General features: G+C 29.9%; 18 protein-coding genes and 1 tRNA gene. 12 read left to right on the top strand and 7 right to left on the bottom strand.

Going from position 1 to position 25,375, the window contains the following annotated elements; all coding sequences use genetic code 11:
• Positions 1–86: 86 nt before the first annotated feature.
• Both Q0684_RS02180 and Q0684_RS02175 read left to right on the top strand, forming a co-directional pair.
• On the top strand, positions 87–989 hold the full coding sequence (locus tag Q0684_RS02180; RefSeq protein ID WP_299012389.1) for a septum formation inhibitor Maf: 903 nt from the start codon (positions 87–89) through the stop codon (positions 987–989).
• Between the two features lie 96 nt (positions 990–1,085).
• A complete protein-coding gene (locus Q0684_RS02175; protein ID WP_299012388.1) occupies positions 1,086–1,532 on the top strand; it encodes a KTSC domain-containing protein in 447 nt (148 codons plus the stop codon).
• A gap of 115 nt (positions 1,533–1,647) precedes the next feature.
• Here Q0684_RS02175 and Q0684_RS02170 read toward each other — a convergent pair whose 3' ends face one another.
• The 7 genes from Q0684_RS02170 to Q0684_RS02140 all read right to left on the bottom strand — a co-directional run bounded on the left by Q0684_RS02170 (position 1,648) and on the right by Q0684_RS02140 (position 10,398).
• Positions 1,648–2,706 (bottom strand): hypothetical protein, encoded by a 1,059-nt coding sequence (locus Q0684_RS02170; RefSeq protein WP_299012387.1) that lies wholly within the window; start codon positions 2,704–2,706, stop codon positions 1,648–1,650.
• Position 2,707: 1 nt separating this feature from the next.
• On the bottom strand, positions 2,708–3,397 hold the full coding sequence (locus Q0684_RS02165) for a response regulator (protein ID WP_299012386.1): 690 nt from the start codon (positions 3,395–3,397) through the stop codon (positions 2,708–2,710).
• A 153-nt stretch (positions 3,398–3,550) separates the two neighbouring features.
• A complete protein-coding gene (locus Q0684_RS02160) occupies positions 3,551–5,140 on the bottom strand; it encodes a phospholipase D family protein (RefSeq protein ID WP_299012385.1) in 1,590 nt (529 codons plus the stop codon).
• Positions 5,141–5,510: 370 nt separating this feature from the next.
• Positions 5,511–6,458: a thioredoxin-disulfide reductase gene (gene trxB, locus Q0684_RS02155; protein WP_299012384.1), complete on the bottom strand. Its 948-nt coding sequence runs from the start codon at positions 6,456–6,458 to the stop codon at positions 5,511–5,513.
• A 117-nt stretch (positions 6,459–6,575) separates the two neighbouring features.
• Positions 6,576–7,010, bottom strand: coding sequence for a cytochrome c (locus tag Q0684_RS02150; protein WP_299012383.1), 435 nt, complete (start codon positions 7,008–7,010; stop codon positions 6,576–6,578).
• A 1-nt stretch (position 7,011) separates the two neighbouring features.
• Positions 7,012–8,121 (bottom strand): PQQ-dependent sugar dehydrogenase, encoded by a 1,110-nt coding sequence (locus Q0684_RS02145; protein WP_299012382.1) that lies wholly within the window; start codon positions 8,119–8,121, stop codon positions 7,012–7,014.
• A gap of 21 nt (positions 8,122–8,142) precedes the next feature.
• Positions 8,143–10,398, bottom strand: coding sequence for a TonB-dependent receptor (locus Q0684_RS02140; RefSeq protein WP_299012381.1), 2,256 nt, complete (start codon positions 10,396–10,398; stop codon positions 8,143–8,145).
• 187 nt (positions 10,399–10,585) lie between these two features.
• Here Q0684_RS02140 and Q0684_RS02135 point away from each other — a divergent pair.
• The 10 genes from Q0684_RS02135 (at position 10,586) to Q0684_RS02090 (ending at position 25,211) form a co-directional block, all read left to right on the top strand.
• Positions 10,586–10,660: transfer RNA gene (locus Q0684_RS02135), tRNA-Pro, on the top strand.
• Positions 10,661–10,708: 48 nt separating this feature from the next.
• On the top strand, positions 10,709–10,954 hold the full coding sequence (locus Q0684_RS02130; RefSeq protein ID WP_299012380.1) for a GIY-YIG nuclease family protein: 246 nt from the start codon (positions 10,709–10,711) through the stop codon (positions 10,952–10,954).
• Between the two features lie 427 nt (positions 10,955–11,381).
• On the top strand, positions 11,382–12,932 hold the full coding sequence (locus Q0684_RS02125) for a DUF6377 domain-containing protein (protein ID WP_299012379.1): 1,551 nt from the start codon (positions 11,382–11,384) through the stop codon (positions 12,930–12,932).
• Positions 12,933–13,227: 295 nt separating this feature from the next.
• A complete protein-coding gene (locus Q0684_RS02120) occupies positions 13,228–16,335 on the top strand; it encodes a TonB-dependent receptor (RefSeq protein ID WP_299012378.1) in 3,108 nt (1,035 codons plus the stop codon).
• 19 nt (positions 16,336–16,354) lie between these two features.
• Positions 16,355–17,866 carry a RagB/SusD family nutrient uptake outer membrane protein gene (locus tag Q0684_RS02115; RefSeq protein ID WP_299012377.1) on the top strand — a complete coding sequence of 504 codons (1,512 nt, stop codon included), beginning with the start codon at positions 16,355–16,357 and terminating at the stop codon, positions 17,864–17,866.
• A gap of 19 nt (positions 17,867–17,885) precedes the next feature.
• A complete protein-coding gene (locus tag Q0684_RS02110; protein ID WP_299012376.1) occupies positions 17,886–18,761 on the top strand; it encodes a PKD domain-containing protein in 876 nt (291 codons plus the stop codon).
• 104 nt (positions 18,762–18,865) lie between these two features.
• A complete protein-coding gene (locus Q0684_RS02105; protein WP_299012375.1) occupies positions 18,866–20,302 on the top strand; it encodes a glycoside hydrolase family 30 beta sandwich domain-containing protein in 1,437 nt (478 codons plus the stop codon).
• 11 nt (positions 20,303–20,313) lie between these two features.
• Positions 20,314–21,798 carry a glycoside hydrolase family 30 protein gene (locus tag Q0684_RS02100; RefSeq protein ID WP_299012374.1) on the top strand — a complete coding sequence of 495 codons (1,485 nt, stop codon included), beginning with the start codon at positions 20,314–20,316 and terminating at the stop codon, positions 21,796–21,798.
• Between the two features lie 3 nt (positions 21,799–21,801).
• Complete coding sequence (gene bglX / locus Q0684_RS02095) at positions 21,802–24,102, top strand: beta-glucosidase BglX (protein ID WP_299012373.1); 2,301 nt, start codon at positions 21,802–21,804, stop codon at positions 24,100–24,102.
• A gap of 35 nt (positions 24,103–24,137) precedes the next feature.
• Positions 24,138–25,211 carry a glycoside hydrolase family 16 protein gene (locus tag Q0684_RS02090; protein ID WP_299012372.1) on the top strand — a complete coding sequence of 358 codons (1,074 nt, stop codon included), beginning with the start codon at positions 24,138–24,140 and terminating at the stop codon, positions 25,209–25,211.
• Positions 25,212–25,375 lie beyond the last annotated feature (164 nt).

Raw genomic sequence — 25,375 nt, 5'->3', positions numbered from 1 at the left:
ATTGATGTTAATGCGTGTCTTTAAGTTTAAAATTCTTCAGTTTTATCGTAAATTAGTATTTTATAAAACCATTTAAAATAAAACGAATGTTCAAAATATATAGTTCTTTTATATTTAGCTTTTTATTCCTTTTTTGTTCAAATCCTGAACCTAAGAAAGCAGCTGATTTGACTTCCAAAAAGTTAAAAGTTGCTGAAAAACACCCTGATTTTAATGCATATTGGTATGTAGGAAAAGCAGAAATTACTTCTTATAAACTAGATCAAGTTCGATATGGGCAAATGTACAAAGGAACTGCAGTAAACATTTTTGTAACTGAAGATTTTTTGCCCAAAAAACAAGTAAAAGCAGATTATCAAAATAAAAATAATGTATCTGTTTTAAAATTAAACAGTACTAAAAAATATACCACTGGTATTTATCCATATTCTATAATGACCAGCACCTTCTCTCCTATTGATATAAATAAACAGGCTTTAAAAATTTCTTTTGCCGCACAAGAATGGTGTGGCAATACTTTTATGCAACTTAATAATAGAGAGAAATTCGACATTAATTTTTTCTCTTATTTTGAAAGTAACGCAGATAGAAAATTAATGCTAGCAAAAGAAGTTTTAGAAAATGAACTTTGGAATCAATTAAGAATAAATCCAGAAAGTATACAACAAGGAAATTATAAGATTGTGCCTTCTTTTGAGTTTTTAGCCTTAAATCATCAACAAATAAAAGCGCATAATGCTGAAGTAAGTCTTAAAACACAAGACGATTTTCTTATCTTTTCTATAAATTATCCAAACTTAAAAAGAAGATTAAGCATCACTTTAACTAAAAAGTTTCCTCATACAATAGAAAGTTGGGAAGAAACGATTACACAAAGAGGAAAAGAAATGACTACAAAAGCTACCAAAATAAAAACGATAAAATCTGCTTATTGGAGCAAAAATGGAGTTACAGATAAAGCGGAACGAAAAGCGTTGGGTTTAAACTAAGCTAACAATCTAAATATAAGCTTTATAAATTGGTAATAATTTTAGTTTATTATTCATTTAATAGTACTAGTTTTGTGCGCATTTAAAAAACTAAGAATGAAGCGCATAAAGCAATATAAAAAATTGTTTTCTATAGAAGGTGATATTAATTTAAAAGATTTAAAAACCTCTTATAGAAAACTAGTGAAAGAATGGCATCCAGATAAATTTCAAGATGAAACTAAGAAATTGGAGGCTGAAGAAAAAAGTACAGAAATTATTGACGGTTACCATTTTTTAGTAAGTATTGCTCCAGAAACAAAAGCGGCAAATTTAGAAGCGTACAAAAAAACCATTACAGAATTTCAAGTTGCAGATTGGCATCATAAAAGTATGTTGTTAGAAGTTACGTTTACAGATGGTAATAAATACGAATACTTTGGCGTTAGCAAAATACTTTTTGGCAAATTTTTAAACGCAAAATCGATGAACAACTTTGGTAAAAGAAATATTTTTAACAAGTTTACCTATAGAAAATCTATGAAAGCTTCTGTAGAAGTTTAAGATTTATTTTTATTTTAAGAAAAATCCCAAGTTTTAGCTTGGGATTTTTTTTGTTTTGTATTCAAAAAAACGAGGAATGCTGTTTGTTATATGCGTTGTTGTAGCTAGTTTTTTATTATATCCATTTATTTTGTTTACAGAAAACAACTCTAAATTCGTTTCCTTCATATTTTATTCCTTTATTATCTTTTGTCATCGGAAATGCTCTTGGATTGATTTCTAATTTAGCATTATTAAATTTCAATGTTTTAATTATTCTATACATACCAATTCCTAATCCTTTTTCGTTAATTTTTCTGGCTATTTTTGAACGATAATTTCTTTCTGTAATTAAGTTTCTTTCAGATTCTTTTATTTCTATAGATACCATAGTAATAATAATATCAAAAGAATCTTTTTCTTCGGAAAAACGAATCTTAAAATCTGTTCTAGGGCAACAATATTTCACTCCATTATCAAAAATATAATATAAAGAAACAAACAAAGAGTCAAAATCTATTTCAAGAACTTTTTCTGTGCCACCAAGATGTACCTCTATATTTTTTTTATCAAAATCCGAGATAAATATTTGTAGAATTGATAGAACCACTGGTCTAATAGAATGTTCTGTTTTTTGAAGAACACTTGTGTTTTTAAGAGTTCTTTCAAATACTGAAAATTCAACTTTTGTTGCTAAACTATATTTAATTTGTTTTAATAAAGTATCAACTGTTACGTTAGGTTTCTCCTTTATTATTTGTCTTATTATATCTTTCTGTTTATTGATGTTACCTATTAAACGGTCTTGGGGAATTAGAAAAAATAAATCTTGAATACTGTAAGTATTTAGAGATGTTGCATTATGTATGAATTCTTCTACTATTTTTTCGTGTTTATCTTTTAAATCTTGCTGTAAGCTCAAAAGTGGTTTGATAAAACTGGAACTTGAGTTTACCAATTCTTTAAAAAATTTAAATCTGTTTATAAATTTACTTTCAGTTGTTAAAACATAAACTTGGAATTCTGAGCTTTTTTTTAGTCCTATTCTTGCTTTTAATTCTTTTCCACCTATAGAAATGTTAATTGTATTTCTACATTCTTTAAAATTGATTACTAAATACTTTAATTCAATTGGAAAGTTGTCAAATAGGTAGTCACCATTTAATTGCTTTACATAATAGTAAGTTTTTTCCATATTACTTATAGTATTCTAGACTGTAATTTTCTACTAAGTTTTGGAATTGGTATGGTAAAGCACTTTTTTCAAGTCTACCATCAATAATATCCCAAGCTTTATGAAATGAGTTACTATTTTTATTCGCAGAATAAATAATTATTTTCTTTTCTGGGTATTTTTGTTTTAGCATTAATGCCAAATCAAGTCCTTCATATTCTAGGTTTAATATTTTTCCAACACCATTTATATCAACAAATATTATTTCAGAATTTTGCACATAACTGACATCTAGACTTTTTATATCTGTAACAGTTTTTGTGTTTTTCCAATTACTATCTTTCAATATTTTTACTATATTAAATTTTTTATCATCGTCTATAAAAAGAATTCCAATTTTAGTTTTTTTTGAATCTATTAAAGCATTTCTGTTCTTTTTTTCGATTGATGGAACATCATTATTATTTGAAGTAAAATTATTTACGGTAACTTCAACTTTCTGCTTATTTGTATTTTTTGATTTATTGGAAATTTCTTTTTCTTTTTTCTTTTCTTTTGGAAGAGTAAAATATGCAATTATTTCTAAGAATGATATTGCAGATAAAATAATAGGTTCAAATTCCCATTTTGAATAATAACCCCAAATTAATCCGCCAAAAAGTCCGACTATTCCAATAAGTAAGGTCACTATGTTATGAATTATTTTTTTCATTTTTCTCAAATTAGCTACAACGTGATTGTATAAGATTTGTTGCGTTGGTTTAGCGTAAAGTTAGTAAATATTTACTGAATTAAAAGTGTGCGAAACCTTTCCCAAATAAGCCAGAAATAGCAATAAAATTTATACGCTGTTAGGTGCAGGCACTTATTCTTTCTTATATGGAAATCCTACTTTGTCAACAAGTTCGTATTTCCATTTATTTTTTTCATTATTCCACCTTTTTGTATGACTTCTTAATTGAGCCACATCATCTCTGTATTTTTTTAAGACTTTTGGATTTTGCTCTCTAAACTCTTTTATTTTTCCTTCGTTTTTTAGTTTTTCTACAATTTGCCAACTTTTAATTTTACTTTGAATACTTTCTCTTTCTTTTTGTTTTCTCCATTCCCATTCTACACCATTTTCATTAAGAAGTTTTCCTAACATTTTTTCTTTTTCACTACTCAATAAATCATTTCTGTTTTCTCTGTCTTGTCTTGTTTTAAATGACATTTGGTCGCTTAACCAATGACCAATGTATGTTTTTTGAGATGGAACTGTTTTGTAGTTTTTTTTGTTTGAGTAATAATCTTCTAATTCTACATAAGTATCTGACCATTTATCTTCTGTTGTTCTGAAACCTAAAGTAGAAACATCCCAAACAAAATTTATAGAATTCATTTTGTCTTCCTCAAATTGACTCCATTCCATTCCATAATTCTTGTTTCCTTTTCTTCTCTGTTTTTGTTGAGCACACCATAAACCAACTTCATAATATTCATTCGATTTATTCTTAAATTGAGGTACGTATGTGTATTTTTTATCTAGGTCAACTTTGTTCTTGTAGTCAAGAACTTTTTGAAAATCTTCTTTCCATTTAAGTAATTGTTTTCTTTTGCGACCTATACCATCAAAAGGAAAATCAGCTTCTAATAGTCTTTCGAAATAGTCAAAAGGAAGTGAATTTGTATCTTGATTGTATAAAGCGTGCATTTTTTGATACCATCTAAATAATTCTCTGTCTTTTGCGTGTTTACTTACTATTCCATCAGGTCTTTTAGTTTGTTTATATAAAAGATATCTCTCTAATATTGTATTAAATTTTTCTTTATCACTTTCAGTAAACTTTTTGTCATATTCATATTTCTTTTTAGTTCTATGGTCATCATCGTCATTCTCTTCTTCATCATTATCTCCATTAGATAGTAGACCTTGTTTTTTTAAAAGTTCTAAATACTCGTTTGAAAGTAATTTTAAGTTAGGTGAAGAAAGGTCTAAAAGACTTGAATAATAGTCTTTAATTTCTGTAAGTGTATTTAAGTCATCTAATTCAAGGTCTAATTGGATTGATGCTTCTACATTGGAATAAAGTGCTTGATGAGTAAGGTTTGAGGATCCTATGATTATTCTTGAAGTATTGTTACCTTCAAACAAGAATAATTTTGGGTGGTAAATTTTTCGATGATTATCTTCATCGTAATAGATATAAGTTTCTATATTTTCTTTCAATAAAAATTCAAGTGCATCTTCGCTAGTAATTTTATGGTCAATACCAATAAAGAATTTGATTTCTTCGTAATTTGATTTCGCTATTTCAAGCTTTGATATAAAAGGTTTAAATCCTGAAAGAGTTGCGAAAGCAACAAAACCATAAAATTTCTTATAATCTTTACTTTCAAAAGATTTAGCAAGTTGTTTTCCGACATTATTTTTTTTACCTGAATCGAGTCCGTTTCCGAGGAAAGTTGTTTTCATTTACTGTCGTTTGTTTTTGCTTGCACCTAACTCGTTATATAACAACTTTCATTAACGATATCCAGTAAGTTTTACATACAATCATAAGGTATAGTTATTATTTTGTAAATATACCTTTTTTCTCTTTTAATTTGCTGTTTTTAAAATCTAAAAAAGAACACTTCTGCATTAAATATTACATACGTTTTAATAGGCTATGAAGTTGGCAAAAACGCTTAGCCCAGATTGAAACGGCATCCTTTTTACTAGCTCCTGAGTGAAATTCTGGAGCTAGTAAAAAGATATAGTGGAAAGCTGGAAATAGCTTCAAAAAAAAAAAGAGATTCCATTGCTGAAATCCCTTTTTTTATATAAAATATAACTTAGTTGTTTATTCTAAAGCGCCTAAATAACGTTCTGCATCTAAGGCTGCCATACAACCTGTACCTGCTGCTGTTACTGCTTGCCTGTAGTCTTTGTCTTGTATATCGCCTGCTGCAAAAACTCCTGGTAAATTTGTTTTAGTTGTTTTGCCTTCAGTTATTAAATAACCGGTTTCATCCATATCTAAAACTCCTTTAAATAAATCTGAATTTGGTTTATGACCAATGGCAATAAATACACCAGTTACAGGAATTTCTTGTGTTTCTTTGGTCTGATTGTTAATGGCTCTAACACCTTCTACCACATTACTACCTAAAACCTCATCTATTTCTGTGTTGTATAAAACGGTAATATTTTTAGTTTTATTTACTCTATGTTGCATGGCTTTTGAGGCTCTCATGTAATCTTTACGTACCAACATAGTAACTTTACTACAAATATTAGCCAAATATGTTGCTTCTTCTGCTGCTGTATCTCCTGCACCAACTACTACAACGTCTTGTCCTTTATAAAAGAAACCATCGCAAGTTGCACAGGCAGAAACGCCACCACCAATTAAACGCTGCTCACTTTCTAAACCTAAATATTTTGCAGTAGCTCCTGTAGAAATAATTATAGTTTCTGCTTCTATATGCTTAGATTCATCTACCACAACTTTATGAATACCACCAACTTTTTCGCTTAATTCTACTTTAGTAACCATACCAAAACGTACTTCTGTACCAAAACGTTCTGCTTGATGTTTTAAATCGTCCATCATTTTAGGACCTTCTGTACCATCTTTATAGCCAGGAAAATTATCTACTTCTGTTGTGGTAGTTAATTGACCGCCCATTTGCATACCTGTATACATTATTGGTCTCATATCTGCTCTTGCTGCATAAATTGCGGCAGTATAACCTGCAGGTCCAGAACCAATAATTAAACATTTTATTTTTTCTATAGTGTCTGACATAATCCTTCTTTTATTTTAGAATACAAATGTATTTTTTTTGATTTATTTAAGTAGCAAATTTAAATGATTAATTACAATTTACATATAACAAAAATTGATAAAAGCACTAAAAAATAATTAGTCTTCTTTTTTCTGAATTTTCTTAACTTCTTTTTCTGTTACCATCTTTGGATTTTTATTTCCCCAAGAATTGGTGATGTAATTCATAACATCTGCAACTTCATCTTCGTACAAACCTAAGTTAGCCATCATCCCTTTATAAGTTACGCCATTAACCACTATTTTACCTTTAAGACCATATTTAATTGCGCGTATACTCGCTTCTCGTTTTTCCATTAAATAGTCAGATTTCGCCAAAGGCGGATAAACTTTAGCTACACCTTCTCCATTTGGTAAATGGCAAGTGGCACACATATCTGCATAAATTTCTTTACCACGATTTATACTTTGTTGTAAATTCGTTTCTTGCGTTACCTTTACATAGTTTTGTTTTGTTTCTTTTGTTGATAAGAAAAACAAATTTACTACTATGCATAAACTAATAATTTTCATGTTAATTTGGTATTATTTTTACAATTCCTAAACCTTCTATTCCTACATACAAGTAACCATCTATGCCTTGTTCTATGGCTCTTACTCTTCCTAAATCTTGTAGAATTTTTTCTTCTCTTACTACTTTGCCATTTTCTAAATAACAATTGGCAATGTATTTAAATTTTAAAGAGCCCACTAGTACATTTCCTTGCCAAGTAGGATATTTGTCTGAATTTACAAAAGCCATACCACTTGGTGCTATTGAAGGATCCCAATAATGCAAAGGTTGCTCCATACCTTCTTTTACGGTAATATCTGTAAATTTTGTACCTGAATAATTAATTCCGTAGCTAATTACTGGCCAACCATAGTTTTTACCTTTTTTAATAATATTAATTTCATCGCCACCTTTTGGACCATGTTCGTGCGCCCAAATTTCTCCTGTAAAAGGGTTGGTTTCCATTCCTTGTGGATTTCTATTTCCGTATGTAAAAATGGCTTCTTTTGCATTTGCTACGCCAACAAAAGGATTGTCTTTTGGAATAGTTCCATCGTCATTTAATCGGTAAATTTTACCACAATCTCTTGTAATATCTTGCGGATTTACATCTCTATTTCCTCTATCTCCAACAGAAAAATAAATTCTATTTTTTGAATCGAACGCAATTCTAGAGCCAAAATGTTGTCCTTTTCTGCTATTTGGTGCTGCTTTATACAATACTTTTTGGTTTGATAAAACTCCGTCTTTAAAAACAGCTCTCATTAAAGCTGTATTTACACCTCTTTCTGTACCTTCTGCAGAAGCATATGTAAAATAAATAAAATTATTTTCTTTATAATTTGGATGCAATTCAATATCTAACAAACCACCTTGCCCTCTAACAGTAACTGCTGGCATACCTGCTATCTTTGTTTTTTTACCATCTTTAAAATGAATTAATTCTCCAGATTTTTCTGTAATTAAAATGGAATTGTCTGGTAAAAATGTAAATCCCCAAGGAATATTAAGTTCTGGCACAACAACTTCTGTTGTGTATGTAAAAGGTTTTGATTTTTCTGATGTTATTTTTTGCGCGCATGAAAAACATGCAATCAAAAGAAATAAAAATAAAGTAGAAGTATGTTTCATTTTTTTGTTTTTAAAAATACGTTAAAAAAGATAATTAAAATTTATTCCTGAAAAATAATTTATGGGGTTTCCTGGATAAAAATATCTTGGTGCATTGCCACCAAAACTACTGGCATTAATTAAAATTTGTGATGCATAGGTTTCATCAAATACGTTATTCACGCCAAAAAAAGCATTTACTTGTATGTCTTTTAGAAAATGAAACGCATAACCAACTTTAAAATTAGTTAAATTATAGGCTTCTGTATACAAACTATTTGCATCTGTAATTGGCATACTACCCACAAATTGATAATTTACGTTTCCATAAAAACCATTGGCAAAATTAAAATCTACACCTGCATTTAAAACAGAGGAAGGCACTCCTGTTAAGTCATTTCCAGAAAAATCAGCTTCATCATCTATAAATTCTTTAAAAACAAAGTTGTTCAGCGTATAATTTGTAAATAATTGTACGGCAACATTTTTGTTTTCTATCCATTTATACAAAAGGTCTAACTCCAAGCCATCATGTTGCGTTTTACCAGCATTTATCCCAATAAATTCATCTGCTGCTGTTCTTCTAGAAACCAAAAGGTTTTCTATGTTAAGGCGATAAATTGAAGCGTTAAATAACAACTTCTTATTGAAGAAATTACTTCTTGTGCCAACCTCATAATTCCAACCTGTTTCAGGTTCTAAACTGGTATTAATTTGTCCGTTTGGTAATAATGTTTCTTCTAATGATATGGGAGAAAAACCATGACTTATACTTGAAAAAAGACTAATATTGTCTGAAAATAAATGCGATAATCCTATTTTTGGTGAAGCAATAGTATTGAATGAAAAATTACCAGATTGATCTGGATTGTCTTGGGAAACTTCAAAACGATCATCTAATGTATACCTTGTTTCATTTATATTTAGTCCAATAGTTAAGGTTGTGTTTGTTGTAAACTCGTAATTTGCTTCTGCAAAAATATTGTAATAGTTTCTATTTTCTTGAAAGTCAGATAAATTATCGCCTTGCACACTTCCTGTTCCTTCAGAGAAATCTCTATATAAATTTGCAAAGGTTTTCGATTTATAAATATCATTAAAAACTTCTGCTCCAACTGTCCACTTAAAAGTTTTATTTAGAAATTGATAATTCCCTAACAAACGAGTTCTTGCACCCACTGCCAAAGTACTTTCCTCTAAAATATTAAATGGTCTAGGTTCGTAATTATCTCTAAAAGAAGTAAAAACACTTGTTACTTGTTTAATTTTATCATTATAAACATGATTCCAAGACAAACCAAAAACACCTCTTTGTGAATCTTCAAAACCCCTTGCTTGTTGCCAAGTAAAAGCTGCAGATTGTGGTCTTTTCATAAACGTTTCTTCATTTATAGAACTTGGTATAAATGCTTTTAAATTTGCATAACTGGCTAAAAAAGTAAGTTCATTGTTTGCATCTAAATAGTGATTCGAATGTACTGTAAATGTTTCTCTATTATAATTGTTATTTTCTCTAAAACCGTTACTTTCTGTATTGCTATAAACCGCTTTAATTGCGTGCTTAGCAGCACCATAATTAGCGGTTAAAATTTGTTTATTTAAGCCAAAAGAACCCACAGAAAATTCTGGTTGTAAGCTCACCTCATTTAAATTTGCTTCTTTAGGATTTAAGTGTATAACACCTCCTAAACCAGCGCCATAAACGCTAGATGCTGCTCCTTTTATAATTTCCATATTCCCAATAGCAGCCAATTCAAAATCTTCTATTGTTGTTGCTCCACTTCCGTTTGTTAGAGGAATATCTTTAAAATAAGCCCTTATTTTTGATGTACCAAAAAGATTTCTTGAACCAATTCCTCTTATGGTTATTCTATTGGTATTTAATGCTCCGTTTTGCATAAAAACACCAGGAGTTCTGTTTAAAATTGGTGCAAAATCTGTATGATTTGAGCGTGCAATATCTTTTGGAGAAATTATAGAAATTGCGGCCGTTACTTTCTTTAATTGCTGTGGAATATGGTTTGCCATTACAACAACCTCGTCTAACGCTAAAGAATTGATTTCTAATTGAATGTTGTAAAACTTATTTGATTCTAAACGAAGAGTTTTTAACTTATAACCTTTGCACTGAAAGGTATAAATCCCTGCTTTTTTAATATTGAAAAAACCCGTTTTATTTACTTGAGTTTCTAATGCATTATCTGCATTAATTATTTTGGTTTTTATTAACGCAATTCCATTTGCGTCAATTACCTTTCCTTCTACAATTTCTTGACTAAAACCTATAACCTTTTGCATAATAAAGGCTAAAAGGAAAAGTTTTTTGATAAGTACCTTCAAATATGTATTTTGAGATTAATACTGCAAAAGTACTGTATTCAAATAATAAATATTTCTTAAATTTTATAGGATACTAATAAATAAAAAAAGTATATTTGCACGCCTTACTAAAAATATAATCGTTAAAAGTTATATTTTATTTTTTCGGGGTGTAGCGTAGCCCGGTCATCGCGCCTCGTTTGGGACGAGGAGGTCGCAGGTTCGAATCCTGCCACCCCGACTATTAAAGCTAAAATCGAAAGGTTTTAGCTTTTTTTATTCTAAAAATATGTTTACCGTTTATATTCTTTTTTCAACAGAAATTGATAAACATTATGTAGGTTATACTCAAAAATCTGCAGATGAAAGACTTAATGAACATCTATATAATCATAAAGGTTTTACGGGAAAAGCTAAAGATTGGAAAATCGTTTATCTTAAAGAAATGACTACAAAACCTAAAGCTTTACTATTAGAAAGAAAAATAAAAAAAAGAGGTGCTAAAAGATACCTGAACGATATCTCGTCACGCTGAAAGCGTGAAGGTCGCAGGTTCGAATCCTGCCACCCAGACAAAAACATTAGTGAAAAATGAGGTTTTTTCGTTTAAAAAATATACGTTTACGATTGGCATACTTTTTCCTAAAAAAATTTAAGAACACTCTGTCTGCTAGAATCAAAAATCCTCAGAAAAAAAGCTAGCAGAACATTTGAATAAACATAAATATTTTATCTAAAAACTAAAGAATGGCAAATTCTTTTACCATACTCTTGTAAGGTTGAGTTATTTTATATAATTTCAAGATTAATAATTTTTAGTCGATTTTAATGCAAATTGACTTTATTTTAAACGTAAAATTATGTTATCCAAAATATTTCTACCTTTTTTTTTAATTTTACTTAGTTCACCTTTAAGTTCTCAAAATAATGAGGAAGAATTATTAACAAGACTTGAAACAGAAATGTCTAAAAGAGTAAGTTATCAAAAGGCAAAAGAACAAAGAATAGAAAACTTAAAAAGACTTTTATCTGACAAAGATATCAGCCTAGAAAACAAATACTTTATTAAGAAAAAACTAATCTCAGAATATGAATATTTTAGTTTTAATGCTTCACTTTTTTACATTGAAGAAAATTTGGCTTTGGCCAAAAAAATTGGAAATGATCTTTTTATAAGAGAATCTACTATAAGATTAGCTAAGTTATTAGCAACTTCTGGAAGGTATGATGAATGCATAAATCTTTTGGAAGAAATAAACTCATCAAACTTAAGTAAAAAACTTCTTTACGAATATTATATTATTTTTAAAAGATGCTACTATGAACTAAGAACTATTTCTAGCGTAAAAAATATAAAAGAAAAGTATAATAATCTTTATAGAGTTTATCAAGATTCTCTTAACTCTGAAATAACTAATCTTAAAAAAAAATCTAAGTTGTATTTAGAAATAATAGAACAAAACTATAGAGATCAAGGCAATACAAAAGAGGCTTTAAAAGTAAATAAAAAAAGGTTATCTCAAGCTGAAATGGGAACTAGAGAGTATGCCGTTATAACCTTTTATAGGTCTTTTATGAAGGCTGAAGTAGATGGTAATAGTGTAAATCAAAAAAAGTTTTTAATATTATCTTCAATTTCTGATATACGAGCATCAATAAAAGATAATGCCTCCTTAACCAATTTAGCAATTATTCTTTTTGCAGAAGGAAAAGTTGATAGAGCTCATGATTATATTAATTTTTCTTTTGAAGATGCAAGATTTTACAATTCAAAATTAAGATTTTTAGACATATCCAATGTTTTGCCAGCAATATCAAAAGCTTATGAAATAAAAAACAATAAACAAACCAATAGACTTAAAAAACAATTAATTTTTATTAGTTTACTTTCTTTAATACTAATGATCGCAATCTTTTTTATCATCAAACAAAATAAAAAAATTAATCAAGGTAAGGAATACTTAAAAACAGCTAATCTAAAACTAAAAGATTTAAATGAAAAATTAAGTTTTTCCAATAATGATTTAAAACGATTGTATGAGGAACTTTCTTCTGTAGATGTAATTAAGGAACAATATATTGGTACCTTCTTAAACTTATATTCTGAATACATAGATAAATTAGATGTTTATAGAAAAACTGTAAGCAAGTATATAATAACAAATAAAACAAAAGATTTACTAGAACTTAGTAAATCTAAAAAAATAATTGAGAGTGAATTAAAGATATTTTATGAAAATTTTGACAAATCATTTTTACATATATATCCAAACTTTATTAAAAATTTTAATGCGCTCTTAAAAGAAGATGAAAGAATTATTGTTAAAGAAGACGACTCCTTAACCGTAGAATTAAGAATTTTTGCATTGATTAGATTAGGAATTTCAAACAGTTCTAAAATCTCAAAAATATTAAGATACTCTGTAAACACGATATATAACTATCGTGTAAAAGTTAGAAATATATCTATCAACAGAGAAGAGTTTGAAGATATGGTTAAAAAAATTAAGTAACTAAATTTTGCTTTTACACTTAAATTTATATAATAAATTAACCTAATTATTATCTATATTGATAAAATAAACTACCAAAACACTATAAACATACTACTTTTACAAACAAACAAAAAAATCATAAATACCTTATAATAAGTATTTTGAAATATTTTTTTTAAATAAAAATCCACTTTTATACTACTCTCTATTGTACTAAAGTCATTGCTTCGTTTAATTTGTTAAATAATTCACAAAAACTGTTTTAGATTAATTCTAAAAAAGTTTAAAGTTAAAAACATAATTAAACTTAAACATGAGAAAAAATCAATTAAATTTTAAGCTATTTATCATTTTATCTCTTATTACAACTTTGGTTTCTTGGGCCCAAGAAACCACAATAAGAGGTACTGTTTTAGATGAAACTGGAGAACCTGCACCTATGGTTAATATCCTGTTAAAAAACACCACTAAAGGAACAGCCACAGATTTTGACGGAAAATTCTCTATAAAGGCTAAGAACGGAGATACCTTAATATTTAGTTATCTTGGCTACGCTACCCAAGAAATTAAAATTAACACAGAAACTAATTTAACAATTAAGTTATTGCCTGACAATGATTTAGATGAAATTATTGTTGTTGGTTATGGTACACAGAAAAAAAGTGTAATTACTGGAGCAATTTCTGGCATTAAACAAGAAGAACTTGAAGATTTACCAATTACAAGAGTTGAACAATCATTACAAGGTAGGGTATCTGGTGTTACAATTGCTGCTAATTCTGGGCAACCTGGTTCATCATCTACAGTAAGAGTAAGAGGTATTACAACATTAGGAAACAACGAACCGCTTTGGGTTGTTGATGGAATTGTAGTTGACGCTGGAGGAATTGGTTTTTTAAACCAATCAGATATAGCATCAATAGAAGTATTAAAAGATGCAGCCTCTCAGGCAATTTATGGTGCTAGATCTGCTGCTGGGGTAATTTTAATTACCACTAAAAAAGGTAAATCTGGTAAACTTAGTGTGAACTATAATGTTTTTATGGGACTTTCTACTGCAGCCAGAAAATTAGATCTTTTAAATGCTAATCAATATGCTACTTTAATAAATGAAAAATCTATTGCTGGTGGCGGTAATACTATATTTTCTAATCCTCAGTCTTTGGGCGAGGGTACAGATTGGCAATCAGTAATTTTTAATACCGCAAAAAGAGAAAGACATGAAATTAGCTTAAATGGAGGTAATGATGTTTCTAAATATTTTGTTTCATTTGGGTATTTAGATGAAGAAGGTATAGTTATGAAAAATATTTCTAATTATACAAGAAAAAACATCCGTTTAAACTCAACTCATAAAATTTCAGATAAATTTACTTTTGGACAAACATTGGGCTATTCAAATGAAAAAAATGTTGGTTTGGGTAATACAAATAGCGAATTTGGAGGTCCTTTATCATCTGCAATAAATTTAGACCCAATTACACCAATAGTTGAAACAGACCCAATACTTGCCAATCAAGCACCATACACAAATAACGGAATATGGAGAGATCCTAATGGTAATCCTTATGGTATTTCTAACTTAGTTGCACAAGAAATGTCTAACCCATTAGCTTATGAACAAACACTTTTAGGAAATTATGGTTGGTCAGATAATTTTGTTGGTAATGCTTATCTTGAATTTAAACCAATAGAAGGATTAGTATTCAAAAGCACAGTAGGAGCTAAATTAGCATATTGGGGTTTTGATAGTTTTACCCCAGTTTCATATTTAAATGCTGCTACTATTAATATACAAAATAATATCTCTAGAGGAAGAAATAAAGGATTTGGCTGGAATTTAGAAAATACGGTTTCTTATTTTAAAGAAATTAAAAAGCATGATTTTAATATATTATTAGGCCAAGGAGTTTATGTAGATAATATTACTAGTGGTGAAAATGTAACCTATTTTAATATCCCTGTAGATAATTTTCGAGATGCTTCATTTAATTTTGGAGTACCTACAGATCAAATTAATGCCTTTGCATTCTCCGGAAATGAGCATAGAGTAACTTCAATATTCTCTAGATTAAATTACAACTTCGATGAAAGGTATTTGCTTACAGCTATCATAAGAAGAGATGGCTCTTCTCGTTTTGGTGCTAATAATAAATTCGGGTATTTTCCTTCATTTTCTGCTGGTTGGGTTCCTTCAAAAGAAAGTTTTTGGAAAGATAACGACGTTATTAGCCAATTAAAAATTCGTGGAGGTTATGGTGTAACTGGTAATGATAATATTGGTGATTTCCAATTCCTTTCTACAATAGGAGGTGGTAGAAATTATACGGTTGGTACTTCTGGTTCTGTAACTATTGGAAATAGTCCTAATGCACCTTCAAACCCTGATCTTAGATGGGAAGAAACAAGTCAATTAAACATAGGTTTTGATACAAGGTTATTTAACAATGTATCTGTTGCCTTTGATTGGTACAAAAAAGAAACCACGGGTATTTTACAACCTGTTACTATACCTGGTTTTGTTGGTGCTATTGGAAATCCTACAGGAAATGTTGCTGACATGGAAAATAAAGGAATTGATTTAGAAATTGGATACAGCAACAATATAAATGAAGTTAATTTTTCTTTAAATGGTAATGTATCTTATTTAGAAAATGAAGTTACTTTTTTAGGAAATGGTGTAGACTTTTTATCTGGAGGAGCAACTATACAATCTAGTACGTTCCCGATAACCAGAACACAAGTAGGACAACCCGTAAATTCATTCTTTGGTTTTAAAACAAATGGTATTTTTCAAAACCAATCAGAAATTGATAATTATGTAAACTCTACAGGGGCTATTATTCAGCCAAATGCACAACCAGGAGATTTTAGATGGGTTGATATAGATGATGATGGTGATATTGATTCTGATGATAGAGATTTTCTTGGAAGTTCAATTCCTAAATTTACATATGGTTTTACATTAAATGCTGATTACAGGAATTTTGATATTTTAGTATTTGGTCAAGGAGCTGCTGGTAATAAGATTTTTCAAGGTTTGAGAAGGTTAGATATAGAAAATGCAAACTACCAAACAGCAGCCTTAGGAAGATGGGTTGGTGAGGGTACTTCAAATTCTTACCCAAGATTAACAACAAATGACACGAACAACAATTTTTCAAACCCGTCTGATTTCTATTTAGAAGATGGCGATTATTTTAGAATTAAAACTTTACAACTAGGTTATTCTTTACCTTCTAATGTACTGTCAAAATATGGAATCAGTAAATTAAGAATTTTTTATACTGGTGAAAACTTATTCACCTTTACAAAGTATAGTGGATTTGACCCAGAAATTGGTGGTGGTATTTTTGGAATCGATCGTGGATTTTATCCACAAGCAAAAACAAACCAAATTGGTATTAATATTCAATTTTAATTATAAAAACTAATAAAAAATGAAATTAAAAAATGTAAAAAAAATAAGTATAGGGATTCTTTTTTCTATTATGGCAATCTCATGTAGTGAAGAATATTTAGAAGTAGAGCCTAAAGGAACTGCTTTAGAAGAAAACTTTTACACAAATGAAACAGAAGCGTTCTCTGCATTAATTTCTGTTTACGATGTAATTGGCAAACAATCTAGAGGTTTTGAAAATATGATTGCTTTGTTAAATTCAGGTTCAGATGATCATTTCACAGGTGGTGGTAGTTCTTCAGATGGGGTTCAATTACAATCTTTCTCTAATTATAGTATTAGCGAGTCTAATATAGCTACTAGTTATTGGAATGATTTTTATCAAGGTGTTTTTAGAGCAAACGTTTTATTAACAAAATTACCAGACATTGATATGTCTGCTGTAACTAAAGCAAGATTTGAGGCAGAAACAAAAGCTTTAAGAGCAATTTATTATTTTGAATTGGTGCGTTTATTTAGAAACATACCACTTATAACTGCGCCAATACCAACATCAGAAATTTTTAATATAGAACAAGCAGATCCTAATGATGTTTACACTCAAATAGAAACAGATTTATTAGAAGCTATACCAAACTTACCAATTTCTTTAGATATTTCTAATGAAGGAGGTAGATTAAGCAGAGGAGCAGCTAAAGCACTTTTAGGGAAAGTCTACCTATATCAAGGAAAAAATACTGAAGCTGCCACACAACTGGCAGAAGTAAATGGTACTCCTGGAGGAACTAGTCCTTTTGGTTATAAGTTATTAGATAATTTTTCAGATTTATGGGAAATAAATAATATATATAATACAGAATCAATTATTGAAGTTGCACATACAAATCAAAGTAATGCAGACTGGGGATTCTGGGGTTCTGGCGCAGATGAAGGCAATAGTTTAGCTCAAATGATAGGTCCAAGAGGTTTTGTTAATTCTTCTGGTTCAGCTGCTACAGATTTAGCTGGTGGATGGGGTTTTAATGTTATTACACAAAATTTGTATGATGTATTAAATGGAGACCCAAGATTTGATGATACCATATTAGATGTTGGAGCACTTGCAAATGCAGGTCAGGTAGAATATGAACAGGGTTTTCAAGATACGGGATATTTTCTTAAAAAGTTTTTGCCATTTGCATCTGATAGAACAACAGGTGGAGGAGTTACTGAATTAAATTTCAAGCAAAATACCTATATGATGCGTTTAGCGGATACTTATTTATTAGAAGCAGAAGCTTTAGGCGGTTCAGGTGCTCGTGCACAAGCATTATTAGATGCAGTAAGAGCAAGAGTTGGTTTGCCATCTATTCCAGTATCTATAGATGCTATTTTAAATGAAAGAAGATTAGAGTTAGCTGGCGAGGGCCATAGATGGTATGATCTTGTTAGAACTGGTAGAGCAGCAGCAGCATTAGCATTCAAAGGATTTACACCAGGAAAAAATGAAATATTACCAATTCCATTAGCTGAATTAGAAAACACAAAAATTGTTCAAAATCCTAATTATTAATCTTCTAAATTAAATTATTATGAACTTAAATACAAAATTAAAAAACGGTATTAAATATTTACCATTAGTTGCAATGGGATTAATTTTTACATCTTGTCAGCCAGAAGAATTAGGCGAAGGTAATGGGTTAATTGCAGATAACTTAAATGCAGATTTTACAATAACTGAAGTATCAGAAGCAAATAATACATATACATTAAGTGCCAATAATAGCTATATAACCTCTAGTTGGGATTTGGGTAAAGGTGCTGGGTTTTCTTCTGGAAGCAGTTCTGCAGAAGTGTTTTTTCCTGATGCTGGTACATATACAGTACAACACAAAGTAACTGGTATAGGTGGTGTTGCTGCAATATCTTCTCAAACCGTAAATGTTGCAACTTCAGACCCAGTTGCTGGTAATATTGTTAAAGGTGGAAAATTTGAAGATGCTAGTGCGCATAATGAATGGACTGTTTTAAACATCAGCGGTTCTGGGGCAGGTTGGACCTTTAATGAGGGCAGTGCTACTATTGTTGCAAGTGGTTTTAATCAACAAGGGATATATCAACCTATTGAGGTTATTGCAAATAAAACATATACTATAGATATGATTGTTTCTGGTGATGGAAATAATGATACTTGGTTTGAAGTGTTTGCAAGTACAGTAGAACCAGTGCAATGGAATGATTACGGAAATAATATTGTAATGGGTTTAAATACTTGGGGAGGCTGTGGCACAGGTGCTTTTAACGGAATACTTTCTTCTGTTGGTTGTGTAGACAATTCTTACTCTAGTTCTAGAAGTAATGAAGTAACTTTTGATACTTCTGGAACCATATATTTAGTAATAAAATGTGGTGGAGGCCAAACTTCTGGAATTACCATTTCTAATGTAGAAATGCGAGGAAGCAATTAAAATAAGTTAGTTTTTTTTTAAGTTTAATTTGGATTAATGTAGTTAGAGCCCATATTTTAATATCATATGGGCTTTAATGTTCTTAATAAATAAAAATAATTCATATGAGATTTTTTACTATAATAATTTTAACATATTTCATAGCTAGTTGTACTAATAATGGTACAAATGTAGAAAAAGAAGAGGTTATTTCAGATGTACCTGCTGTTACTACTTTCAGTAATGTAGATCTTTATTTAACAAATGCTGATAAATCAGAATTATTTCAATTTTATGAAAAAAGCATCCCAAACTTTTCGGCAAATATTAATTTTTCTATTAATGTAAACCCTAACATATCATATCAAGAAGTAGACGGATTTGGCTTCTCATTAACAGGTGGTAGTGCTTTACACCTTAACAATATGTCATCTTCTGAAAGGTCAAAAATATTAAACGATCTTTTTAGTGAAAATGGTATTGGAGTAAGCTATTTAAGAGTAAGTATTGGTGCATCAGATTTAGATGCTGAAGTATTTTCTTACAATGATTTGCAACCTGGTGAAACAGATGTTAATTTAAATCAATTTTCTATAAATAAAGACAAAGAAAACTTAATTCCTATCTTAAAGGAAATTTTAGCCATAAATCCAGCTATAAAAATAATGGGTTCTCCTTGGTCTCCGCCTATTTGGATGAAAGATAACAACAATTCTATTGGAGGTAGTTTAAAACCAGAATACTATGAAACTTATGCAAATTACTTTGTTAAATACATAAAAGCATATCAATTAGAAGGTATTTCTGTTGATGCAATTACCATACAAAACGAACCTCATCATGATGGAAATAATCCAAGTATGTATATGGAGGCTAAAGAACAGGCAGAATTTATAAAAAACAATTTGGGACCTAAATTTGCATCAGAAAAAATAGAAACAAAAATTATTGTTTGGGATCATAATGCAGACAATACATCTTATCCTATAAGCATTTATAATGATGCTGAGGCGAACAAATATATAGATGGTGCAGCTTTTCATCTTTATGCTGGTGATATAAATAGTTTAAGTAATGTTCATAACACATATCCTGATAAAAACTTATATTTTACAGAACAATGGGTAGGCGTAAATAGCAAATTTGCTGAAAATTTACGTTGGCATACAAGAGAATTAATTGTTGGCGCTACCAGAAATTGGTGTAAAACAGTATTAGAATGGAACTTAGCCTCAAACTCTAGGTTAGAACCTCATACTCCTGGAGGATGTACAGAATGTTTGGGAGCTCTTACAATAGATGGTAATAATGTAATAAAAAATGATGCTTATTATATTATAGCACATGCTTCTAAATTAGTAAGACCTGGCTCTATTAGAATTGGCTCTAACTACAGTAACGATTTTCCAAACGTTGCTTTTAAAACTCCCAATAATGAAATTATTGTGATTGTTCTTAACAATACTTCGATAGATAAATCTTTCAATATAAATGTACTAGACCAACCCATAACTACTTCTCTAAAAGCAGGGGCAGTTGCTACTTATGTTTGGAAATTATAAAAAATAAAAAAATGATAACAAAAAGCATTAAAATAATAACTTTAATTCTATTAATCGTCTCCTGTAATAGCTCAAAGAAAGATGCTATTATAGAGGGAAATCTAAAATCAGAAAAAATAACACAAAAGTCTTTATTAAATAAAAAAGCTATAATTTATACAACAGCTAAAGACACAGATTTAAGGTTATCTCTAACTAAAGAAAACATATTTAAAAAATCTAATCAGCCTAAAGAAACAGAAGTAGCTGTTTTTGTAAATCCTGAAAAAAATTTTCAAGAATTTTTAGGTATTGGAGGCGCAATAACAGATGCATCTTCAGAAGTTTTTTCAAAATTAAGTAAAGACAAACAAGAAGAATTCTTAAAAGCTTATTTTTCTGATGAAGGTATAAATTATAACATTATTAGAACAAGTATCCATAGTAGCGATTTTGGTTTAGGGAGCCATACTTATATAAAAGAAGGAGACGCAGAACTTAAAACATTTTCTATAGAAAAAGACAAACAAAAACGTATTCCTTTAATTAAAAGAGCACAAGCATTAATCAAAGATGATTTGGTTTTTTATGCAAGTCCTTGGAGTCCTCCTGCTTTTATGAAAACTAACAATCATATGTTACAAGGTGGTAAATTATTGCCAAAATACTACCAAACTTGGGCAGATTATTTTGTGAAATTTATAAAGGCTTATGAAGCAGAAGGTATTCCTGTTTGGGGTGTAACTATACAAAATGAACCAATGGCAGTTCAACGTTGGGAATCTTGTATTTACACCGCAGAAGAAGAAAGAGATTTCTTAAAAAACAACTTAGGACCAACTTTTGAAAAAAATGGATTAGCTGATAAAAAAATCGTAGTTTGGGATCATAATAGAGATTTAATATCACACAGAGCAAATACTATTTTTGAAGATAAAGAAGCTATGAAATATGCTTGGGGAATAGGATTTCACTGGTATGAAACTTGGACAGGTGGTGAGCCTAAATATGACAACTTAAAGAATATTAAAGAATCTTTTCCGGATATTAATTTACTATTTACAGAGGGTTGTCAAGAAAAATTTGATGCAAATGAATACCAAAGATGGTCTAATGCAGAACGTTATGGAAATTCTATGATTAATGATTTTAATAGTGGCACCGTTGGTTGGACTGATTGGAACGTTTTGTTAAATGAAAATGGAGGTCCAAACCATGTTCAAAATTTTTGTTTTGCTCCAATTCATGCAAATACACAAACCAATGAATTAATATATACACCAACCTATTATTACATAGGTCATTTTTCAAAATTTATTAAAAAAGGGGCTTTAAGAATTAGTACAACTACAAGTAGAAGCACTATAGAAAGTACTTCATTCCAAAATACAGATGGCTCTATTGTTACTGTGGTTATGAATAAAACTGATAGTAAAATAAACTATAATTTGATAGTTGGAAATAATGAAATTTCTTTGGAAATTGAACCACATGCAATGCAATCAGTAATATACTAATGTATGAAAAAATTAATCTTAATTTGTTTGGCACTTTGTTTTTCCTGCAAAGTTTCAGAAAATAAGACCAGTCTATCACAAAAGAGTTACACTAAAAATTCTATAAACTTAAATATTGAACAAAGTATTGATAGCTTACTATTAAAAATGACCTTAGAAGAAAAAATAGGTCAAATGAATCAATACAATGGTTTTTGGGATGCAACTGGTCCAGCACCTAAATCAGGCGATTTAGCAGCACAAAAATACGAACATCTAAAAAAAGGTTTAGTAGGTTCTATGCTAAATGTAAAAGGTGTTAAACAAGTTAAAGCGCTTCAAAAAATAGCTGTTGAAGAAACTAGGTTAGGAATTCCATTAATTTTTGGGTTTGATGTAATTCATGGACACAAAACAATTGGTCCTATACCTTTGGCAGAATCTGCAAGTTGGGATTTAGAAGCAATTAAAAAAGCAGCGCAAAATGCAGCCGAAGAAACAGCAGCCTCTGGTATCAACTGGACATTTGCTCCAATGATAGACATATCTAGAGATGCGCGTTGGGGACGTGTTATGGAAGGTGCAGGCGAAGACCCATATTTAGGCTCTAAAATTGGGGTGGCAAGAGTACAAGGTTTTCAAGGGAACGATTTGTCATCTCCTAAAACAATAGCTGCCTGTGCAAAACATTTTGCAGGCTATGGATTTGCAGAAGCTGGGCGTGAGTATAATACTGTAGATGTAGGTACATCAACCTTATACAACATCATCTTCCCTCCTTTTAAAGCAGTTACAGATGCTGGTGTAAGAACTTTTATGAATTCTTTTAATTTACTGAATGATGTCCCTGCAACCGGTAATGAATTTCTACAGAGAGATATATTAAAAAAAGAATGGAATTTTAATGGATTTGTAGTTTCTGATTGGGGTTCTATAGGTGAAATGGTACCACATGGTTATGCAAAAAACAATAAACATGCAGCAGAATTAGCCGTTAAAGCAGGTTCTGATATGGATATGGAATCTAGTGCTTATGTAGCAGAATTAGCAAATTTGGTAAAAGAAGGTAAAGTTGATGAAATACTTATTAATGATGCAGTAAAACGAATTTTAAGAGTAAAATTTGAACTCGGTTTATTTGATGATCCTTATAAATATTGTAACCTAGAAAACGAAAAAAAGACCATTGGTAAAAAACAATTTCATGAAGATGCTTTAGATATCGCTAAAAAATCAATTGTATTACTTAAAAATGAAAACAATTTATTACCTCTAAAAAAAGAAAATCAAAAAATAGCATTGATTGGTGCATTAGCCAACGACAAAACGAGTCCTTTAGGTAGCTGGAGAATAGCTAGCGATGATGGAACAGCAGTTTCTGTTTTAGAAGGATTACAACAATACAAAGGCAACACATTAAAATACGCAAAAGGTGCAGATTTACTTACTAAAGATTCTAAAGTAACTTTTGTAAATGAACTTAAAATAAATGAAACAGACACTTCTGATTTTGCAGAAGCCATACAACTAGCTAAAGAATCTGATGTTGTTGTGTTGGTTTTAGGAGAACATGGCTATCAAACAGGTGAAGGAAGAAGTAGAACAAATATTGATCTTCCTGGTGTTCAACAAGAACTTCTAGAAGCAGTTTATAAAGTTAATAAAAAAATTGTTCTTGTATTAAACAATGGTAGACCACTTGCAATTACATGGGCAGATAAGAATATACCTGCAATTGTAGAAGCATGGCAACTTGGGGTACAAAGTGGTAATGCAATTGCACAAGTATTGTATGGCGATTACAACCCAAGTGGTAAACTACCTATGACATTTCCTAGAAGTGTTGGGCAGATACCTATTTACTATAATTATAAAAACACAGGACGTCCTTATGGAGAAAATAATGATGTTGTTTTTTGGTCTCATTATAGTGATGAAAGTAATAAGCCATTATATCCTTTTGGCTATGGTTTAAGTTACACAACATTTTCTTACACAAATCTAAAAATAAACACGTTATCAGATAAAAAAATTAATATTTCTGTTGATATAACTAATACAGGAAACATTAAAGGAAAAGAGGTAGCACAACTTTACATTCAAGATAAAGTTGCTTTAGTTGCTAGACCTGTTAAAGAATTAAAAGGTTTTAAAATGGTAACACTAAACCCAAAAGAAACCAAATCAATTCAGTTTACCCTTACAAAAAAAGAATTAGGATTTTACACACAAAAAGGGCAATTTATTGTGGAACCTGGTGAATTTAATATAACTGTTGGTGGTAGTTCAAATGCTAAACTTTCAGCTAAATTTAATCTAAAATAATTGACTTTACCTAATATCCTTAAAAACTAAAAACAATGAAAAATATATTATTTACATTACTAACTTTCTTGAGTTTATCTTTAATTTCTTGTAATAGTGATGAAAACGAAATTGAAAGAGTGAGTGCTCCTACAAACTTATCTATAGCTGCAGTTAAGGTTGGTGCTGATGGTAATAACCCTAATGGAGATGGTAGTGGCGAAGTTAATTTTACAATAACTGCAACAAATGCAACTTCTTACAGAGTATTAATTAATAATGAAACTTTAGAACTTTCTCAAAACAGGTTTAGTTATACTTTTACACAAGGTGGTATTAATGAATATGACATTATAGTTGTAGCAGATAATTCAGGAGGAAATATTAGTGTAAATTATTCTTTAACCGTATTTGTAAAAACAGAATTAAAGTTAATTTGGCAAGATGAGTTTGATGCAAATGGTGTCCCAAATTCAACTAAATGGGGTTACAATATAGGAATTGGTAATAATGGTTGGGGTAATAATGAATCTCAATATTACACAGATAGATTAGATAATGCTAAAGTAGAAAATGGTGTATTAAAAATTACTGCGAAGAAAGAAAATTTTCAAGGTTCAGCCTATACTTCTGCAAGACTTTTAACTGCTGGTAAATTTGAGTTTACCTATGGCAGAGTTGATGTAAGAGCTAAACTGCCTGCAGGTGGTGGTGTATGGCCTGCTATTTGGATGCTTGGAGCAAATTTTGATTCTGTAGGTTGGCCAGCTTGTGGTGAAATTGATATCATGGAGTATGTTGGTAATAATCCAGGGCAAATATCATGTGCTTTACACACAACATCTAGTTCTGGAAATACTGTAAATTACAAAGCAACTTCTATTAGTAATGAAACTACGGAATTTCACATTTACTCTACTATTTGGACAGAAAGTAGTATTACTTTTTTGCTAGATGATGCTGAATTTTACAACTATAATCCATCAATTAAAAATGATGATACTTGGCCATTTTACAACAATCAATTTTTAATTCTAAATATTGCTATGGGAGGTAATTTAGGAGGTGCAATAGATCCTAATTTTAGTACTTCTACAATGGAAATAGATTATGTTAGAGTTTATCAATAAAAACTTATCAAAAAAACATAATCCAATTTTAAATTCAAAAATTTTAGACCAATTAGAAATGCGTTTACTGTCAAAAAAATTAAGATATTAAATCCTTATGTTTAATTATCTAATAGGTATGATAAAACTATTATCTTTTTTTCTAAAAAATATGATAGTGTAAA

It is taken from the genome of uncultured Polaribacter sp. (assembly GCF_947503875.1).
Taxonomy (GTDB): domain Bacteria; phylum Bacteroidota; class Bacteroidia; order Flavobacteriales; family Flavobacteriaceae; genus Polaribacter.
Note: the sequence above shows the minus strand (reverse complement) of the source record. Positions and strands in the feature narration are given on the sequence as shown.

Coding starts and splice junctions, on each gene's coding strand:
- Q0684_RS02165 (WP_299012386.1), bottom strand. CDS start 3,397: ATGAAAAAAATAATTCATAACATAGTGACCTTACTTATTGGAATAGTC.
- Q0684_RS02105 (WP_299012375.1), top strand. CDS start 18,866: ATGAGATTTTTTACTATAATAATTTTAACATATTTCATAGCTAGTTGT.
- Q0684_RS02140 (WP_299012381.1), bottom strand. CDS start 10,398: ATGCAAAAGGTTATAGGTTTTAGTCAAGAAATTGTAGAAGGAAAGGTA.
- Q0684_RS02115 (WP_299012377.1), top strand. CDS start 16,355: ATGAAATTAAAAAATGTAAAAAAAATAAGTATAGGGATTCTTTTTTCT.
- Q0684_RS02130 (WP_299012380.1), top strand. CDS start 10,709: ATGTTTACCGTTTATATTCTTTTTTCAACAGAAATTGATAAACATTAT.
- Q0684_RS02150 (WP_299012383.1), bottom strand. CDS start 7,010: ATGAAAATTATTAGTTTATGCATAGTAGTAAATTTGTTTTTCTTATCA.
- Q0684_RS02175 (WP_299012388.1), top strand. CDS start 1,086: ATGAAGCGCATAAAGCAATATAAAAAATTGTTTTCTATAGAAGGTGAT.
- Q0684_RS02120 (WP_299012378.1), top strand. CDS start 13,228: ATGAGAAAAAATCAATTAAATTTTAAGCTATTTATCATTTTATCTCTT.
- Q0684_RS02145 (WP_299012382.1), bottom strand. CDS start 8,121: ATGAAACATACTTCTACTTTATTTTTATTTCTTTTGATTGCATGTTTT.
- Q0684_RS02160 (WP_299012385.1), bottom strand. CDS start 5,140: ATGAAAACAACTTTCCTCGGAAACGGACTCGATTCAGGTAAAAAAAAT.
- Q0684_RS02110 (WP_299012376.1), top strand. CDS start 17,886: ATGAACTTAAATACAAAATTAAAAAACGGTATTAAATATTTACCATTA.
- Q0684_RS02100 (WP_299012374.1), top strand. CDS start 20,314: ATGATAACAAAAAGCATTAAAATAATAACTTTAATTCTATTAATCGTC.
- trxB (WP_299012384.1), bottom strand. CDS start 6,458: ATGTCAGACACTATAGAAAAAATAAAATGTTTAATTATTGGTTCTGGA.
- Q0684_RS02125 (WP_299012379.1), top strand. CDS start 11,382: ATGTCTAAAAGAGTAAGTTATCAAAAGGCAAAAGAACAAAGAATAGAA.
- Q0684_RS02180 (WP_299012389.1), top strand. CDS start 87: ATGTTCAAAATATATAGTTCTTTTATATTTAGCTTTTTATTCCTTTTT.
- bglX (WP_299012373.1), top strand. CDS start 21,802: ATGAAAAAATTAATCTTAATTTGTTTGGCACTTTGTTTTTCCTGCAAA.
- Q0684_RS02170 (WP_299012387.1), bottom strand. CDS start 2,706: ATGGAAAAAACTTACTATTATGTAAAGCAATTAAATGGTGACTACCTA.
- Q0684_RS02090 (WP_299012372.1), top strand. CDS start 24,138: ATGAAAAATATATTATTTACATTACTAACTTTCTTGAGTTTATCTTTA.